14 protein-coding genes are annotated in these 16,759 nt (G+C 71.9%); 9 read left to right on the forward strand and 5 right to left on the reverse strand.

Translation table 11 applies throughout. The features are described 5' to 3' along the window. The first annotated feature begins 57 nt into the window (after positions 1 to 57). The 3 genes from SL103_RS38400 to SL103_RS25500 all read left to right on the forward strand — a co-directional run bounded on the left by SL103_RS38400 (position 58) and on the right by SL103_RS25500 (position 1,510). Entirely contained in the window at positions 58 to 396 is a 339-nt protein-coding gene (locus tag SL103_RS38400) for a hypothetical protein (protein ID WP_208869954.1), read from the forward strand. A 191-nt stretch (positions 397 to 587) separates the two neighbouring features. Beyond that, the gene (locus SL103_RS25495) at positions 588 to 908 is read left to right on the forward strand and encodes a hypothetical protein (RefSeq protein WP_069571271.1); all 321 of its coding nucleotides are present in this window, start codon (positions 588 to 590) and stop codon (positions 906 to 908) included. 113 nt (positions 909 to 1,021) lie between these two features. Next, complete coding sequence (locus SL103_RS25500) at positions 1,022 to 1,510, forward strand: hypothetical protein (protein WP_069571272.1); 489 nt, start codon at positions 1,022 to 1,024, stop codon at positions 1,508 to 1,510. Positions 1,511 to 1,568: 58 nt separating this feature from the next. Here the strand turns inward: SL103_RS25500 and SL103_RS25505 are convergent, their stop codons facing one another. Further along, a complete protein-coding gene (locus SL103_RS25505; RefSeq protein WP_244304036.1) occupies positions 1,569 to 2,048 on the reverse strand; it encodes a DUF4118 domain-containing protein in 480 nt (159 codons plus the stop codon). A gap of 281 nt (positions 2,049 to 2,329) precedes the next feature. On the opposite strand from SL103_RS25505, the gene SL103_RS25510 reads away from it, so the two are divergent. Further along, positions 2,330 to 4,300 carry an amino acid transporter gene (locus tag SL103_RS25510; protein WP_069571273.1) on the forward strand — a complete coding sequence of 657 codons (1,971 nt, stop codon included), beginning with the start codon at positions 2,330 to 2,332 and terminating at the stop codon, positions 4,298 to 4,300. A gap of 307 nt (positions 4,301 to 4,607) precedes the next feature. Here the strand turns inward: SL103_RS25510 and SL103_RS25515 are convergent, their stop codons facing one another. Continuing rightward, entirely contained in the window at positions 4,608 to 4,829 is a 222-nt protein-coding gene (locus SL103_RS25515) for a hypothetical protein (RefSeq protein ID WP_069571274.1), read from the reverse strand. Between the two features lie 140 nt (positions 4,830 to 4,969). Between SL103_RS25515 and SL103_RS25520 the strand changes: the two genes are divergently transcribed. Then, on the forward strand, positions 4,970 to 5,761 hold the full coding sequence (locus SL103_RS25520; protein WP_244304037.1) for a TetR/AcrR family transcriptional regulator: 792 nt from the start codon (positions 4,970 to 4,972) through the stop codon (positions 5,759 to 5,761). Positions 5,762 to 5,772: 11 nt separating this feature from the next. Here the strand turns inward: SL103_RS25520 and SL103_RS25525 are convergent, their stop codons facing one another. Beyond that, a complete protein-coding gene (locus SL103_RS25525) occupies positions 5,773 to 6,960 on the reverse strand; it encodes an acyltransferase family protein (protein ID WP_164492892.1) in 1,188 nt (395 codons plus the stop codon). Then, entirely contained in the window at positions 6,957 to 9,344 is a 2,388-nt protein-coding gene (locus SL103_RS25530) for a glycosyltransferase (RefSeq protein WP_069571276.1), read from the reverse strand. Before SL103_RS25530 ends, SL103_RS25525 begins: the two co-directional genes overlap by 4 nt. A 649-nt stretch (positions 9,345 to 9,993) precedes the next feature. On the opposite strand from SL103_RS25530, the gene SL103_RS25535 reads away from it, so the two are divergent. Continuing rightward, positions 9,994 to 10,719: a transcriptional regulator gene (locus SL103_RS25535; protein ID WP_244304038.1), complete on the forward strand. Its 726-nt coding sequence runs from the start codon at positions 9,994 to 9,996 to the stop codon at positions 10,717 to 10,719. A 51-nt stretch (positions 10,720 to 10,770) separates the two neighbouring features. Here SL103_RS25535 and SL103_RS25540 read toward each other — a convergent pair whose 3' ends face one another. Then, complete coding sequence (locus SL103_RS25540; RefSeq protein WP_069571278.1) at positions 10,771 to 12,366, reverse strand: nucleobase:cation symporter-2 family protein; 1,596 nt, start codon at positions 12,364 to 12,366, stop codon at positions 10,771 to 10,773. A gap of 387 nt (positions 12,367 to 12,753) precedes the next feature. On the opposite strand from SL103_RS25540, the gene SL103_RS25545 reads away from it, so the two are divergent. Genes SL103_RS25545 through SL103_RS25555 form a run of 3 tightly spaced genes read left to right on the forward strand, consistent with a single transcriptional unit; the run spans position 12,754 to position 16,758 of the window. Then, complete coding sequence (locus tag SL103_RS25545) at positions 12,754 to 15,111, forward strand: FHA domain-containing protein (RefSeq protein WP_069571279.1); 2,358 nt, start codon at positions 12,754 to 12,756, stop codon at positions 15,109 to 15,111. Positions 15,112 to 15,127: 16 nt separating this feature from the next. After that, positions 15,128 to 15,715, forward strand: coding sequence for a hypothetical protein (locus tag SL103_RS25550; RefSeq protein ID WP_099055455.1), 588 nt, complete (start codon positions 15,128 to 15,130; stop codon positions 15,713 to 15,715). Further along, positions 15,712 to 16,758 (forward strand): serine/threonine-protein kinase, encoded by a 1,047-nt coding sequence (locus SL103_RS25555; protein WP_069571280.1) that lies wholly within the window; start codon positions 15,712 to 15,714, stop codon positions 16,756 to 16,758. Before SL103_RS25550 ends, SL103_RS25555 begins: the two co-directional genes overlap by 4 nt. Position 16,759 lies beyond the last annotated feature (1 nt).

The raw sequence follows: 16,759 nt of genomic DNA on the forward strand, positions 1-16,759 counted from the left end.
GTTCCCCATCGATACGCCGAGCAATCGGCGACGCACCAGCCCCGAAAGGGGATGACCATGCGCACGAAGATCAGGACCCGTCGCGCCATCGCAGCACTGTGCGCGGTGCCCTTCCTCGTCCTGGCCGGCGCCGGCACCGCGAGTGCCGTTTCCGACGCCGCACCCTCCCTCGCCCAGACCCGCGTCTGCGACTCCTGGGACTGGGGCTTTGACTGCCACCACGGCGGCCACGGCTACGGGTTCGGCGACGGCGGATACGGATTCGGCGGCGGCTACGGATTCGGCGGATACGGATTCGGCGGCGGATTCGGCGACGGCGGCCACGGCTACGGCGGCGGCTACGGCGGCGGCTTCGGTGGCGGCTACGGCGGCGGCTACGGCGGAGGCCGCGGCTGACTGTCCTCGCCACACCACGAAAACCGTCAACAACCCTCGATCAAAGGGGACCGGCCCGAACGGGCGGGTCCCCTTGCCCGGCCGCCACAACCGCCACGGTTACCGCGGAACTCCTCCCCGACCGGCCGCCGATCACGCAGACTCGGCACAGCGTGTTCAGCACTCGCCGGCCCACGACAGGAGTCCCCCGGATGACCGAAACCCATCAGAACCCCGCCACCGCACAGACGCTGTACCGCGCGGCGGCCTTCGTCCGTGGCGGTCGCTGGCACCTCGAGGTCACCAGCCTCGACAGCGAACCCGACACCGGCGACACCGAGGCGCTGCTGGTGACCCTGTGGCCGGTCGACGGCACACCCGAGGGGAACGGCTTCCCCGCCGACGCGCTCCACGAGCAGCTGCGCGAGAACGGCTTCGCCCCGGCCGACCCCGCACGGGGCGACGCCGGCTGGACCCCCGCCGGCGATCAGCGTTACACGGCCCGCTGCCGTCCGGCGGACGAGCCCGCCTGAGCCGTTGTCCGGCCCCTCGCCACTCCGGTCCGGTGGTTCGCCCAGCCCGCGCCGATCGGACGGGCCGGCCCTAGGCTCGGTGAGGGGGCCGACGACGCCCACGGGAGGCTCCGATGGTGCTGCTGCCCGACGCTCGTGACGTGGCTCCGCGGCTGGTCACGGGCGCGTTCATCCTCAATTCCGGGCTGGAGATGCTGCGCGCGGACGAGGCGACCGCCGAGACCGTGCACGGCATGGCGACCGCGGCGTACCCGTTCCTGCGGCAGCTGCCCGCCGAGCGGTTCACCCGGCTGCTGGCGTGCTCGGAGGTCGCGGTCGGCGGTGCGCTGCTGGCCCCGTTCGTGCCGACCCGTTTGGCCGGGCTGGCGCTGACCGGCTTCTCCGGCGGTCTGGTCGGCCTGTATCTGCGGCTCCCGGGGATGCGCCGGTCCGGCAGTCTGCGGCCGACCCCGGAGGGCATGGCACTGGCCAAGGACGCCTGGATGCTGGGCATCGGGCTGGGTTTCCTGACCGCGCCGTGCCGGCGACGGGCGGCGGCCCGCTCCAGGCGGGCGGCGCACCGGCGTCACGGCCGCTGCCACTGCCATTGCCACTTCCGCTGAGGGCGGCTCCCGGGCCTCTCGGGTGCCCCTGGGTGCCCGGGTCCGCCCGGTCCGGCCGTCAGCTCGTCCGGCGGCGCCGCAGGCTCCGTACGGCAGCGGCACAGCCCGCGCCGGCGGCGCCCGCGAGCAGCAGCACCAGCAGGCCGGTGCGGTCCGGCTGCTGGAAGGCCAGGTCCGAGCGCTGGTGGAGCACGAAGCCGTCGTAGAACATCCAGGACACCAGGGCCACCACGGGCATCGTCAGCGGCCTGGCCAGCGCGGACACCAGCAGCGTGAGCAGGGCGAAGACGCCGAGGGCGACGGCGAGGGTAACGGTGGCGTGCGCGGTGCGGCCGGTCAGCAGCAGGACGGTGGCCAGCAGGGCGGCGGCGACGGCGCCGAGCGGTACGGCCAGGTCGCGGGCCAGGGTGCGGCCGTGCGCCGCCGTCCGGCGCGCGGTGCGCGGCCGGGGCAGCGCCCGCGGGGGCGGGGTGCCGGGCCGTGGGACCCGGGGGCTGTGCGGGCGGTGGACGGGCGACGGGGGATGGAAGACGGCCATGGGAGCACCTCCTGCCGTGGGGCCCGGCGACTCGGGCCCTACGGTCAGGCTGCGCGTCACGGACCGGGGCGGGAGCGTTCCGTTGGTGTCCTTGACGCCGTCCGTACGGAGCGGCGGCACAAACTGATGCGGCCTTGACGCTGCCGTGACTGGCATTGACGCATTCTTAACGCGCAGTGTGTCGCCGGGTGCGGGGTGGGCCGTGGCCGGACGTCCGCGGTGATGCATACTCGCTGCTCGTTGCTCGAACCGACGACCGACTAACGGCAGGACACACCGGCATGACCACCCCCACGCAGGCGGACCCCGCGCCTGCCGCGCTCCCCTCCCAACGATGGCGCGGCTGGCTGCTGGACGGACTGAGCAGTCAGTCCGCCCGCCACCCCGGCCCGCACGGCACTCCGCCGGCCGAGCACAAGGGGCACACCTGGTGGCGCGTCATGTGCCTCACGGGTGTCGACTACTTCTCGACGCTCGGCTACCAGCCGGGCATCGCCGCGCTGGCCGCCGGTCTGCTCTCGCCGTTCGCCACCCTCGTCCTGATCGCGCTGACCCTGCTCGGCGCCCTGCCCGTCTACCGCAGGGTGGCCAAGGAGAGCCCGAACGGCGAGGGTTCGATCGCCATGCTGGAGCGGCTGCTGCCCTGGTGGGCGGGGAAGCTGCTGGTCCTGGTGCTGCTGGGGTTCGCCGCCACCGACTTCGTGATCACCATGACACTGTCGGCCGCCGACGCCTCGGCGCACGTGGTGGAGAACCCGTTCGCCCCGGCCGCGCTGCACGGCGCGAACCTGTGGATCACCTTGCTGCTGCTGGCCGCCCTCGGCGCGGTCTTCCTCAAGGGCTTCCGTGAGGCGATCGGCATCGCCGTCGGCCTCGTGGGGGTCTATCTGGTGCTCAACGTCGTGGTGCTGGCCACCTCGGCCTGGCAGGTGCTCGCACACCCGGTCGTGGTCGGCGACTGGTGGGGGGCGATGACCGCCGCGCACTCCTCGCCGCTGGCGATCGTCGGGGTGGCGCTGCTGGTCTTCCCCAAGCTGGCCCTGGGCATGTCCGGATTCGAGACCGGTGTCGCGGTGATGCCGCAGGTGCGGGGCGAGGCGACCGACACGGACGCCGCGCCGGCCGGCCGGATCCGCGGCACGCGGCGGCTGCTGACCACCGCGGCGCTGATCATGAGCTGCTTCCTGCTGCTGTCGAGCCTGGCCACCACCCTGCTGATCCCGCAGAAGGAGTTCGAGACGGGCGGCTCGGCCAACGGCCGTGCACTGGCCTATCTGGCGCACGAGCACCTGGGCGAGGCATTCGGCACCGTCTACGACATCTCCACCATCGCGATCCTCTGGTTCGCCGGCGCCTCGGCGATGGCCGGCCTGCTGAACCTCGTACCGCGGTACCTGCCGCGCTACGGCATGGCCCCGGAGTGGACCCGTGCGGTGCGTCCGCTGGTACTGATCTTCCTGGCCATCGCGTTCGGCATCACCGTCTTCTTCAACGCCAGCGTCGACGAGCAGAGCGGGGCGTACGCGACGGGTGTGCTGGTACTGATGCTCTCGGCGTCCTTTGCCTCCACCGTGGCGGCCCGTCACCGGCGCCACCGCGCGGCCGCCGTCGGCTTCGGCGCGATCACCCTGGTCTTCGGCTACACCCTGGTCGCCAACGCCATCGAACGGCCGGACGGCCTCAAGATCGCGCTGCTGTTCATCCTCGGCATGCTGCTGACCTCGTTCGCCTCCCGCGTCCACCGTGCCTTCGAACTGCGCGCCGTGGAGGTCGAGTTCGACGAGACCGCCGGGCGGCTGATCGACGCCGCGATGGCGGCCGGGCCGCTGCGGGTGATCGCCAACGAACCCGACGAGCGGGACGCGGCGGAGTACCGGGAGAAGGAGTACAGCCAGCGCGAGGAGACCCACATACCCGACGGACGGCCGGTGCTCTTCCTGGAGGTGACGGTCACCGACTCCTCGGACTTCACCGCGAACCTGCACGTCAAGGGCGAGGAGCGGTACGGGACGCAGATCCTGCGGGTGGAGGGTGCCGGCGTGGCCAACACCATCGCCGCGGTGCTGATGCAGCTGCGCGAGCGCACCGGCCAGGTCCCGCACGCGTACTTCAACTGGACCGAGGGCCACCCGCTCAGCCATCTGCTGCGCTTCCTGGTGTTCGGCGACGGCGAGGTCGCGCCGGTCACCCGGGAGGTACTGCGGCGCGCCGAGCCCGATCCGGCCCGCCGGCCGCGGGTGCACGTCGGCTGACGTACGGGGCGCCGCGGACGTCAGCCGACGTCCGGGGCGCCCGACGTCCGGGGCGCCGCGCAGCAGCCGCCCCGGCTGCGGGCGGCGGCCCGCCGCCACCGCCACCCCGCCTCTCCAGCCGCCCTGCCTCTCCACCAGACCCGCCCACCCCCCGAAGGGGGGTGGGCGGTGGGGAAAAATGCTGGGAAAAACGCTGGGGAAAAAACCAGGGGCAGGAGCAAGGCAGAAAGCAGGGCGGCAGAAGGACCGAAAGCAAGGGCAAAACCAGGGGCAGAAGCGGGGGAAACAGGCCCACGTACCGGCGGCATCAGTTCCGGCGGCCGGCCGCCTTCGCGCGGGTGTGGGACCAGCCGCTCAGCAGGACCCCGACGGCCACCAGTGCCGCGTGGGCGGCCAGGGTGGTCCCGAATCCCCCGCCGAGCCAGCCCAGCAGCCCGGTGTTTCCGTGGTCGAAGAGCAGCCGGATCGCCCCCTGGGCGAAGACCACCGTCACGGCCGCACCGATGATCTGCAGGACGTCGTACTTCATGGTCCCGAAGTCCTCTCGAAGAGTTCCGTCGTCCCCCCATCGGGACGTTACGAACGTATCATTGAGTGAGGGGCGGAACTCCCGTTAATTCAAAGGGAATCTCGCTTTACGTCACACAATTTGAGGGGCCGCGGGGAGAAATGGTGCGTGACGAAAAGGGCCGGGCGACCGGGCCCGTGTGCCGGATGTGCCGTACGGTCCTCAGCCCGGCGGGACGCGGCCGGCCCGCGCTGTACTGCTCGCACAGCTGCCGGGCCAAGGCGTACCGGCGGCGCAGGCAGGCCCCGCCGCCGCCCGAACGGCCGGCGGCGGGCGGCGCGCAGGACCGTCGGCGCCGGCAGATCGCCGAGGCGCTCTGGCGGATCGCCGCCGAGCGGGGACTGCACGAGGCGAGCCTGCGGGAGGTGGCCGCCGAGGCCGGGGTGTCGCTGCGGGCGGTGCAGTACCACTTCGAGAGCAAGCACCAGCTGCTGGTGGACGCGCTGCACCTGCTGCACGACGACAACGCGCGGATCGCCCGCTCCCGCATCGACCACGACCCCACCGATTCGCGCGCCCTGCTGCGCGCCGTGCTGGAGGAGTTCCTGCCCGTCGACGCCCAACGCGCCACTGCACTGCGGGTGCTCGCGGCCTACTACGCCCGCAGCCTGACCGACCCCGCGCTCGCCGCGGTCTTCCTGGCCGCCGAGCAGCCCCTGGAGCGGCTGGTGGCGGACCTGATCGAGGCGGCGCGGGCGGCAGGGCGCACCGCTCCCGGTCTCGATGCCTGGCGGGAGGCCGACCTGCTGGTCTCCGGGGCGGTGGGGCTGGGCGGTGACGTCCTGCACGGGCGGCGCACCCTGGCGGACGTGCGACGCACCCTCGACTACCACCTGGACAGGATCTTCGCCGGGGACCCGGCGCGCACGGCGCGGGTCCCCGGCGAAGGGTGAGGCCGGCGCGGTCAGCGGGTGGCGGGTTCCGGATAGAACTCGCGCGGCCGGCCGCGGTGGTCCTTCAGACGGCCGAGCAGGCTCGCCGGGTACTCGACGAGCCAGTAGCTCGCGGCCGCCACGGGCAGCGTCACGAGGAAGGTGACCAGCAGCGCGAGCGGAAAGCCCGCCTGGTCCGTGGGCAGCAGGCCGGCCCGGTGGAGTTGCAGCATCACCGGCTCGTGCCAGATGAACAGGCTGTAGCTGACCAGTCCGACGGCGGCCGGCCAACGGGAGGTCAACAGGGTCTGCCAGACGGTGCGTCGGCGGACGTGGAGGGTGCCGAGGAGCAGTACGGTCCACAGGGCCGCGGCGATCGGGTGGTAGAAGGTGAAGGTGAAGTTCTCCGGCCCGGAGTCCAGGGACAGCGCGAACAGGCCGGCCAGTGCGAGCACCGCAACCAGCAGCGCGGTGCGCGGGCCGAGCCGGCCGCGGTCGCCGAGGGCGACGGTCGCCACGGCCAGTCCCATCCCCGCGGCGAACCCTCCGAAGCGGGCCTGCGGGCCGAAGTACACCACCCAGTCGGTGTGCGGCACCCCGAACCCGTAGTGCGCGACGGCGATCCAGGCGAGCGGCGCGGCGAAGAGGAACGCACAGCCCGCCGCGCAGACCGCCACCCGGCTGCGGCGCCGGCGCAGCGGACGGCAGACGCGCACCGCCAGCGGTCCCAGCGCCACCAGCGCGAGGTAGAAGAGCACCTCCAGTGACAGCGACCAGGTGGGGCCGAGGGTGTAGAAGATCCGTTGCTGGTCGAAGACATGGGTGAAGGTGAGGTGCTCGACCAGGTCGCGCCAGTTGCCCGGCAGCGTGGGGTTGCGGCTCGCCCAGACGACCAGCACCGCCAGCACGTACAGCGGCAGGATCCGGATCGCGCGCCGGAAGAGGAACAGCCGGGCCGGCCGGGTCGAGCGCCCGTCGATCGCGGCCCGCGCGTACGACAGCGTCAGCAGGTACGCGGAGAGCACGAAGAACAGGTCGATGACTTCGAGGGAGAACACCGCGCCGAGCACCGGGTTGTCGACCGGTGGGTGGCTGCCCCGGGCGTCGTAGCGGAAGTACTGCTGCCAGACGTGGAAGGCGACGGTGCTCAGCGCGGCGAGCCCGCGGAAGCCGTCGATGGCGCCGGCCCGGCCGCGGGCCGGCGCGGCCTCGCCGCTCATCGGCCGGCCACCGCCTCGGCGGCGGCCCGGGGGGTGACCCGCCACTGCCGGTCCCCCAGCGCCTCCTTGAGATGAGCCTGCCGGGCCACCATGTTCTTGAAGTGGCTGTAGAAGACGGTCGAGAGGAGGAGGTAGGACCAGAACCAGCGCTTGCGGGCGCGGAGTTCGGGGACGGCGAGCCGCCGTGCGAAGAGCACCTGCACGGGGCCGGCCGCCACGGTGAGGAGCATGGCCAGGACGCACACCGGCACCGCCCAGTCCAGATGCTGCAGGCCGCCGGCCTTCCAGGCCGAGTACAGCAGCACGGGAAGGATCTGCAGGGTCAGCCAGGGCTGCACCTCGCGCCAGCCCAACAGCACCAGCAGGCCCAGTTTCTGACGGGCCGTGAAGACCGGTGAGCGCAGGCTCCGCCACAGGTGCTTGAGCGAGACCTGGAGCCAGCCCTGCGCCCAGCGGGAGCGCTGGTTCCACAGCGCCTTCAGGGTCGTGGGGGCGAGTTCCCGGGAGAGGAGGGTGCGGTCGACGGCGAACCGGGCGCCCTCGCCCAGTGCGCGCAGTGTGGAGTCGATGTCCTCGGTCAGCATCGAGCCGTGCATCCGGGTGCGGGCGAGCAGGTCGGTGCGCCAGAAGCCGTTCGAGCCGCCGAAGACGCCGAAGCCGTAGAGCCGGGTGCGGCCCGGGTGGCTGACCGCGTAGATCGCCTCGAACTCGACGGCCACCAGCTCGGCCACCCGGGAGCTCTCGCCGTTGCGTATCACGCAGTGGCCCTGGACGACGTCATGGCCGTGGGACAGCCAGTGCCAGGCGTGCTCGAAGGCGTGCGGGGCGGGGTGGTGGTCGGCGTCGAAGATGCCGACGAACTCGCCGCGGACGCGGGTGACCGCGGCATTGATGTTCTGCGCCTTGGAGGTGGAGCCGGCCACCGGCAGCAGCACCAGCCGCGGGTCGCGGGCGGCGATCTCCCGCAGGGTGTCCTCGACGGGCAGCGGGTGCGGTGTGTTGTACGCCAGCACGATCTCCAGCTCGGCGGGGTAGTCGAGGCGGAGGAAGGACTCGACGGTGTCGACGATGGTGGCGGCCTCGTTCGGCAGGTACGCGGCGATCACCGCGCTGGCCGGCGGGTACGGCGCCGCGGGCCGCTCGGGTCGGGCCGCCGCGTCGAGCGAGAAGAGGCACTCCAGGACGATCAGCAGCGCGGAGAGCACCAGCCCGGCGACCACCACCCAGTACATGGCCGAGCCCAGGTCCCAGCCCAGTTGGTACGCCTGCCGGTAGAGCGCGAACGGTACGGCGATCCCGAGCAGCAGCGCCAGGACCGGGGAGAGCGCCGACAGGGCGGGGCGGAGCAGGGTGCGCAGCGGCGGCCGCCGGTGGCGGTGCGGTGCGCCGCGCATCCAGGGCGCGTACCGGACCGGCCGCAGGTCCCCGTGCCGGAGTGCTTCCTGTACGGCGTCCCGGGCCTGGCCGGTGGCCCGGTTGCCGTCCGCGCAGCCGGCCAGCGGCAGCCAGCCGATCGCCGGGGTGAGGCGGACGTTCTCGTCGGCGACGACGAAGCGGGTGCCGGCGACGGTGGCGGCGAACTCCTCCAGGCCGCGGCGGGCGGTCTCCTCGTCGACGCCGGGCAGCAGCATCAGCAGGTGGCCGTCGTCGTCCCGGCCGAGCCGGTCGCAGAAGCTGCCCAGGCGTTCGGCCACCCCGGCCAGCCGCTCGGCGACCTCCCGGCGCACCCGCGGCCCGAGCCGGGCCTCCAGGGTCGCCATCTCGGCGATGCCGACGACGGCGAGCGCCCCGCCGTGCCGGGCCGCCTCGGGGCGCCGCAGTTCGCGGTCGAGCTCGTCCAGGAAGTGCGGCTCGGAGTAGAGCCCGGTGCGCGGGTCCCGCGGCAGGTTCTCGACCGGGACGGGGACCCGGCGGAGCTTGGCCTCGATACGGGCGGAGAGTTCGACGGGGTCGGAGGTCTCGGGTACGCAGTCGTCGGCGCCGTGGCGGAGCATGTCCACCACTCCGGCGGGCTCCGGTGCGGAGGTGACCACGAGCAGCGGCAGTGCCCGGCCGGCCGGGGCGGTGCGCACCTCCCGGATCACCTCCAGGCCGTCCTCGGGCCGTTCGCCGTTCTCGCCCGGGGCGTCGAGGGCGACGACGGCGTCCGGGTGTGCCTGCCCCATCCGCCGGTCGACCTCGCCGGGCGGGGCGTGGCTCACGTCGTGGCCGGTGGAACGCAGGGTGCGGGTGAGGCGCTCCAGGCGCGGTCCGGGAGCGCCGACGACCAGCACGTGTCCGCCGCCCGGAGTGCGGGTGGCCGGTGCGTGGTGGTCGGTGGGGTGGGCGGTGTCGAGCAGGGCCGTGGGTGAGCCCTGGGGATTGTCGTGGTGCGAAGTGAGCACCTGGGAGTGTCCTTTCGTGCAAGGAGACATGCGAAAGCGGGCCCGGTCGCCGCGTCGAGGGCGTTTCCGGGCCGTCAGCCGTGGGCGGCTGTCAGATGCATGACAGGTGAGGCGCGGCGGCCGTTCCCGGGGTCCGTCTCTCCGCGGGACGGAGGGGGGCACGCGGACGCGCGGCCGCTAAGGCAGGCTCCAAGCTTCGGAACGCGTCGACGCGTTCCCGCACTGCTCGCATAGGAAGGTCCCATCCTGATCGGATCGTGGGGGGGAGGACCGGATGTCGGAGGTGCCGCCGGGCGGCCCCGTGGGGCCGGCCGGACACCCCAGCCTCGGGGATCACTGTGACACCGCCCCTTCTTCCGCGTAACGCTCGCATTACAGACCTTCGAACCGTGCGCATCGATACGGCCCTACCGCCCGGTAAGTACCGAGGGATCGGCTATACCCAGTAAGCGAGTTGATGCATGAAATGGGACAGATAGTGCACATCTCTCGCCTGCGGCGACTCGGCGATCCGGCGCCTTCGACTCGAAGGGGAACTGGAGCTTCGTACCTATGGACCATCTGTTAATCTGCCCGCTCCTGGATGTTCCTCCATCTCCCCGCCCCCAAAGCACCCCTCCACCGCCGGGTGCAGCGAGGTGTCGCGCACGTGTACAGCACTCCGTTCTCTCCCGCAGAGGCCAGATCCGCGCGGGCCCGGGTGGGCCTGACCACGGCTCAGGTCGCCCAGTCCATGACGGCGTGCGGCACGCCGGTACGTCCCGAGCACATCGAAGCCTGGGAGTACGGCTCCCATGCGCCGACCGAGGCACAGCTCTTCGTGCTGGCCGACGTCCTGTGGTGCCCGCCGACCACGCTGATGGGCATCGAGCCCCGCACCCTTGCCGAGCACCGCATGGCCCGGCAGCTGAGTGTGGAGCGGCTCTCCCAGCTGATCGGGATGGACCCGGCCGGATACCAGGCGGCGGAGTCCGCGCGGCAGTGGAGCGGTGACTACCGCCAGACCAAGGCGCTGGTGGAGGCGCTGGGGCTGTCGCTGCGCAAACTCATCGGGGTGATGGGGCGGGACGAGGAACTCTCGGGGCACCTGCGCGCGGCGATCGAGGGGCGCTGGAAGGCGCATGTCGCGCCGGTCGTCGAGATCACCACGCTGAACAAGACGCGGGTGAGCGACGCGCTGCGCACCATGCACGGCGAGTTCGCGGAGTTCTCCGAGCGCTACATGGGACATCTGGTGGCGCGTAACGCCGATTCCCGGCTCAAGGAGATCGCGGCCGAGCGCTCGGCGTATCTGCGCCGACTGGTCGACCACTTCTGGGAGTTGATCGGCGAGGCGGGCGAGGCCCCGCCGTTCAACACCGTGACCACCCACTGACCCGGGGGCGGGCCCGCGAAGGCCCGCCCCCGGGTGCGGAGCCGGCGCCGCTCAGTGGGTCGGCAGGCCCCAGTGCGGCCCCTGCTGTCCCGGCTGTCCGTGCGGCCCCTGGGGCGGCTGGGGTGACTGCGGCCCGTGCGGCTCCTGGGGGGCGTACGGCCCGTACGGGTCGGCAGGGCGGTAGGCGCCCTGCGGCTCATAGGCGCCGGCCGGCTCCTGCACCGCCGTCAGGTGCGGTGCGTCCGCCTCCGCGTCGTCGTCCTCGATGTCGTCCCAGTCGATCTCGATCGCCGAGCGGCGGGTGAAGACGTTGAAGAGCAGGTTGAGCAGGATCGCGGTCAGACCGCCCAGTGTGATCCCGCTGTTGAGGACCGCGCGGACGTCCTCCGGCATCCGGTCGAAGAACGGCGCGACCGCGGTGGGCAGCATCGCGGCACCGAGGCTGACGGCCAGGATGAGCGCATTGCGCTCCTCGCGCAGATCCACCTTGCCGAGAATCTGGATACCGACCGTGGCGACCATGCCGAACATGGAAATCGCCGCACCGCCGAGCACCGGGTGCGGAATTGCGGCGACCAGGCTGCCCGCCTTCGGCAGCAGACCCAGGACGACCATGAAGCCGCCGGCCGCGACCACCACGAAGCGGCTCATCACCTTGGACATCCGCACCAGGCCGATGTTTTCGGCGAAGGCCACGTAGGGGAAGGAATTGAAAATTCCGCCGAGCACGGTCGCCACACCGTCGGCGCGCAGCGCACTGGCCACCGTGTCGTTGTCGACCCGCTTGCGCGTGATCTCCCCGATGGCATAGACGTCACCGGTGGTCTCCACCATCGTGATCAGCATGACGACGAGCATCGCGATGATGGGGAACACCTCGAACTTCGGCATTCCGTAGTGGAAGGGCGTGCTGACGCCGAACCAGTCGGCCTTCTGCACCGCGCTGAAATCCACATCGCCGAGGAGCCAGGCGACCCCGGTGCCGCCGATAAGGCCGAGCAGAACCGCGAGACTGCTCAGGTACGGCTTGCCGATCCGGACCACGGCGAGGATGAACAGCAGGGTCCCCAGGGCGTATCCGAGGTTCTTGAGGTCACCGTATTCGGGCTTGCCCATCAACTGCGCGCCGCCGGCCGCGTCCTGCAGTGCCTGCGGTATCAGCGTGAGGCCGATGACGGTGAGGATCGTGCCGATGACGACCGGCGGGAAGTACTTCACCAGCTTGCTGAAGAACGGGGCGAACAGGAACGTCGCTATGCCCGCGGTGATCACCGCGCCGTAGACCACGAGGAGGCCGGCGGTGCCGCCGCCCGCGCCCTGGCCGATGGCGATCATCGGGGACACCGCGGTGAAGGTGACGCCCTGGACGAGCGGCATCCTCGCGCCGATCCGCCATACCCCGAGGGCCTGGATGATCGAGGCGATTCCGCAGGTCAGCAGGTCCGCATTGATCAGATAGACGAGTTGTTCGCGGGAGAGCTCCAGGGCATTGCCGAGCAGGATCGGGACGATCACCGCGGCCGCGTAGAAGGCAAGGACGTGCTGGAATCCGTAGAGCGTGAGTTTGCCGACGGGGAGCACCTCGTCGACGGGGTGGGCCCGCTGCCGGGAGAACGCTTGGGGGTCTTGTCGGGGAACTCGTGCCATCTCTGCCTTGCCTTCACGAGGTAGGTGAATAAGAAGGAACCGGCACCGTCGTGTCCCGGATGACGGACGGGCCGGCACGGTATTGCAAGCCGACGTCTGGCGGTGTTGCCGACACCACGTAGCCCTGCGCTGCACTTTACGTCCTGGTTCGACAGGACTTCCTTCGATCAGCGCAGCAAAGTCCGGCATTTGCTTGGAATTTGCAGGTGGGGCCAATCGGAGCGCTCACCTTAGTTGACCTGGGCTGTTTCTCGCGAGTAACCGGCCGTATTCACTCATACAAAGCGGGATCAAACCCGAAATGCCGTTTCGCGGAGGGGCATTTGCGCCTCGCGGCGGCGGGCGGTTGGAGAGGCGGGGCCCGCCCCGCCGCCGTAAAATCGCGGTATGGCTGAGCGGCCGGATGCGCCCACCGCGCCTGACCTCGTCGTCGAATCGGACGGCGGCAGGCAGGTGATGAACCCCGGCCGCGTCTATCACGTGGGCCGGGACCCGGAGAGCGAGCTCGTCCTCGACGACGCCCGGGTGTCCTGGCACCACGCCGTGCTGCTGGCCCGGGCCGGCCACTGGATGGTGGAGGACGAGGGCAGTACGAACGGCACCTACACCGACGGGCGGCGCGTTCAGGAGTCCGGCGTCGGACCGGGCAGTGTGATCCGGTTCGGCAACCCCGCCGACGGGCCGTGCGCGGTCCTCTCCCAGGTGCCGCCGCGGCCGCCCCGTATCGACCGGCCCTCCGCCGTCTCCCACCCGGCCGGCACCCACACCTTCCGCGCCCCGAGTTCCGTACGGCCCATCCCGGCCGCCCGCACCACCCGGATCGGCCGCGGACCGGACAACGACCTGATCGTCGACGACCTGTCGGTCTCCCGGCGGCACGCCGAGCTGCGCGCCGGCCCCGAGGGCTTCGAGATCGTCGACCTCGGCAGTCACAACGGCACCTACCTCAACGGTCAGCCGGTCGCGGACCGGGCCCCGATGATCCCCGGCGACATCGTCGGCATCGGCCACTCCGCGTTCGCCCTCGTCGGCGACGAGCTGCAGGAGTTCGTCGACAACGGCGAGGTCTCCCTGGACGTGCAGGGCCTGGCGGTACGGGTCCTTGACGGCAGGAAGGCGCAGAAGACGCTGCTGGACGGGGTGTCCTTCCCGGTGGGTGAGAAGTCGCTGCTGGCGGTGGTCGGGCCGAGCGGCGCGGGCAAGTCGACGCTGCTCAACGCGCTGACCGGGCTGCGCCCCGCGGACGACGGCACGGTGCTCTACGACGGCCGTGACCTGTACCGCGACTACGCCGAGCTGCGCCAGCGCATCGGACTCGTACCGCAGGACGACATCCTGCACCAGCAGCTGACCGTGCGCCGGGCACTCGGCTACGCCGCGCAACTGCGCTTCCCCGAGGACACCGCGAAGGCCGAACGCCAGGCGCGGGTCGACGAGGTGATCCACGAACTGGGCCTCGACCAGCGGGCCGACCAGCCCATCCACAGCCTCTCCGGCGGCCAGCGCAAGCGCGTCTCGGTGGCCCTGGAACTGCTGACCAAGCCGTCGCTGCTGTTCCTCGACGAACCGACCTCCGGTCTCGACCCCGGCATGGACCGCTCCGTGATGCACATGCTGCGCGGCCTGGCGGACGACGGCCGCACGGTCATCGTGGTGACCCACAGCGTGCTCAGCCTCGACGTCTGTGACCGGCTGCTGGTAATGGCCCCGGGCGGGTCGATCGCCTACTACGGGCCGCCGGAGGAGGCACTGCCGTACTTCGGGTTCACCCAGTGGCCGGAGGCGTTCGAAGCCTTCGAGAACGACACCGCCCGGCCCTGGGCGAGCGACTTCCGCGCCTCACCGGAGCACCGGCGCTACATCGCGATGGACTCCCGCCAGCCGCCGCGCGCCCCGGAGCCGCCGAAGGGCCCGGTGGAGGCGCACAAGGCGCAGAGCTGGAGCGGCCAGCTGAACACCCTGGTGCGGCGGTACGCGGCGGCGCTGAGTTCCGACCGGACCTTCCTGATCATCATGGTCGCGCTGCCCTTCGTGATGGGGGCGATGGCGCACGCCCTCGCCGGGTCCAGCCTCACCCCGGAATCGGCGCTCAACGGCCTGCTGATCCTCTGCGTCGGCGCGGTGCTGACCGGCGCCGCCAACGCGGTGCGGGAGCTGGTGAAGGAGCGGACGATCTATCAGCGGGAGAGAGCCGTCGGCCTGTCCCGCTCGGCGTATCTGATGTCCAAGGTGCTGGTGCTGGGTGTGGTGACGGTCGTCCAGGCCGTGGTGCTGACCATGGTGGGCCTGGGCGGGGTGAAGCTGAACGCGCCCGGCGGCAAGGGCGTGTTGCTGCCACCGCTGATCGAAATCACCCTGGCGGTGGCCCTGTTGGCGTTCACCGCGATGATGCTCGGCCTCTTCGTGTCCGCGCTGGTGCGCAAGGAGGAGGTCACCATGCCGCTGCTGGTCCTCCTCGCGATCATCCAGGTCGTGTTCTGCGGTGCGCTGCTCAAGCTGAACGGCGTGCCGGGGCTGGAGCAGCTGGCCTGGCTGGTGCCGTCCCGGTGGGCGCTCGGCGCCATGGCGGGCACCATCGACCTGCACCGGCTGGTGCCGGGCGGCATCACCGCGGATCCGCTGTTCCAGCACAAGCCGGCCGTCTGGCTGCTCAACATGGGCATGTTGATCGTGCTCTCCCTGGTTCTGGGGTTCCTGGTGACCCGCCTGCTGCGGCGGCACGAGCCCGAGATCATGCGCAAGTAGCGCCGAGGAGGCGCCCGTGACCGCTCCCGAGTTCGCCCCCAGCCATGTCGTTCCACCGGAGGGCATGGCGACCTGGTCGGCACCGGACTCGTCGCTGCCGAGCGCGCCGCTCGATCCGCTGCTGCCCGTCCAGGTCATCGACCGCCGTGGCGACTGGGCGCTGGCCCTGTGCTCCAACGGCTGGGCGGCGTGGGTCGACGGCCGGCTGCTGCTGGCCGTACCGCGGGAGCCGCCGGCCGCCGGGCAGTCCGCCGCCCGGACCGCCGACCCCCGGCCGCTGCTGGGTGCCCTGGAGGGCGAACTGGCCCGCTACCGGCGGCTGGTCGAGGAGCTGGTCGCCGGGCAGCTGGACGGCGAGTCGTTCTCCGAGCGGAGCCGCGGCACCCGGATCGGCGTGGTCGTGGACGGCGACGCGCTGTGGCTCTACGACGTCCGGCACGAGCGCTGGTGCTACTGCGACGGGGTGTCGCTGCAGACCTACGCGGTGGAGTCGCGGCCGTCGTCGAGGGGCTCGGGCGAGCAGCCGCCGCGGCAGCCGCCGGCGCCGCAGCCGGCCGAACCGCCGCCGCGGACTCAGGCGTACCCGCCGGGTGAGTACCGGTGAACGGCGAGGGGCACGACCGGAGCCGGGAGCGCTCCACCGCGCCCGACTCCTCCGGGCTGCGCGGCCGTCGGATCGCCGAGTACCAGCTCCAGGACGAGATCGGCCGGGGCGGCATGGCGGTGGTCTACCGGGCGGAGGACCTGCGGCTCGGGCGCACCGTGGCGGTGAAGCTGCTGTCGCCGGAGCTCGCCCGCAACGACACCTTCCGCAAGCGCTTCGTCCACGAGTCGCGGGTGGCCGCGGCCATCGACCATCCGCACATCGTGCCGGTCTTCGAGGCGGGCGAGGCCGAGGGCATGCTGTACATCGCGATGCGGTACGTGCAGGGCCGGGACCTGGCGGCGCTGCTGGACCGTGACGGCCCGCTGCCGCTGGAGACCGCCTGCCGGATCGCCCTTCAGGTGGCCTCCGCGCTGGACGCCGCGCACGCGCACGACCTCGTGCACCGGGACGTCAAACCGGGCAACATCCTGGTCGCCGAGGGCACCGACAGCGACCGCCCCGAGCACGTCTATCTGACCGACTTCGGGCTGACCAAGAAGTCGCTGTCGCTGACCGGGTACACCACCGCCGGCCAGTTCGTCGGCACGCTGGACTACGTGGCGCCCGAGCAGATCTCGGGCCGCCCGGTGGACGGCCGGTGCGACGTCTACAGCCTGGCCTGTGTGCTGTTCGAGATGCTGACCGGGGGGCCGCCGTTCCAGCGGGACGACGACATGGCGCTGCTGTGGGCGCACCAGTACGACCCCCCGCCGGCCGTCACCGGGCTGCGGCCCGACCTGCCGCCGGCCGTCGACGCGGTGTTCGCCCAGTCGCTGTCCAAGGCGCCGGCGGACCGCTACGACACCTGCCGCGGCTTCGTGGCGGCGGTGCGCGCGGCGGGCCGGACCACGGCACCCGAGCCGCCGCGGGACGGGCCGCAGACGCATCCGCCGACCCAGGTGGTGAGCACGGGGGCGGGCCAGAGCGGCTGGCGCAGCACCGCTCCCCCGCCACCGCCGCGCTGGGCGAATCCGGTCTTCCCGGCCCGCCGCCCGGGGTAGC

Origin of the sequence: Streptomyces lydicus (assembly GCF_001729485.1) — a bacterium.
GTDB lineage: Bacteria > Actinomycetota > Actinomycetes > Streptomycetales > Streptomycetaceae > Streptomyces > Streptomyces lydicus_D.

What these genes read in the sequence shown, in the direction of transcription:
- SL103_RS38400 (WP_208869954.1), top strand. Translation starts at nt 58, where the DNA reads ATGCGCACGAAGATCAGGACCCGTCGCGCCATCGCAGCACTGTGCGCG.
- SL103_RS25495 (WP_069571271.1), top strand. Translation starts at nt 588, where the DNA reads ATGACCGAAACCCATCAGAACCCCGCCACCGCACAGACGCTGTACCGC.
- SL103_RS25500 (WP_069571272.1), top strand. Translation starts at nt 1,022, where the DNA reads ATGGTGCTGCTGCCCGACGCTCGTGACGTGGCTCCGCGGCTGGTCACG.
- SL103_RS25505 (WP_244304036.1), bottom strand. Translation starts at nt 2,048, where the DNA reads ATGGCCGTCTTCCATCCCCCGTCGCCCGTCCACCGCCCGCACAGCCCC.
- SL103_RS25510 (WP_069571273.1), top strand. Translation starts at nt 2,330, where the DNA reads ATGACCACCCCCACGCAGGCGGACCCCGCGCCTGCCGCGCTCCCCTCC.
- SL103_RS25515 (WP_069571274.1), bottom strand. Translation starts at nt 4,829, where the DNA reads ATGAAGTACGACGTCCTGCAGATCATCGGTGCGGCCGTGACGGTGGTC.
- SL103_RS25520 (WP_244304037.1), top strand. Translation starts at nt 4,970, where the DNA reads ATGGTGCGTGACGAAAAGGGCCGGGCGACCGGGCCCGTGTGCCGGATG.
- SL103_RS25525 (WP_164492892.1), bottom strand. Translation starts at nt 6,960, where the DNA reads ATGAGCGGCGAGGCCGCGCCGGCCCGCGGCCGGGCCGGCGCCATCGAC.
- SL103_RS25540 (WP_069571278.1), bottom strand. Translation starts at nt 12,366, where the DNA reads ATGGCACGAGTTCCCCGACAAGACCCCCAAGCGTTCTCCCGGCAGCGG.
- SL103_RS25545 (WP_069571279.1), top strand. Translation starts at nt 12,754, where the DNA reads ATGGCTGAGCGGCCGGATGCGCCCACCGCGCCTGACCTCGTCGTCGAA.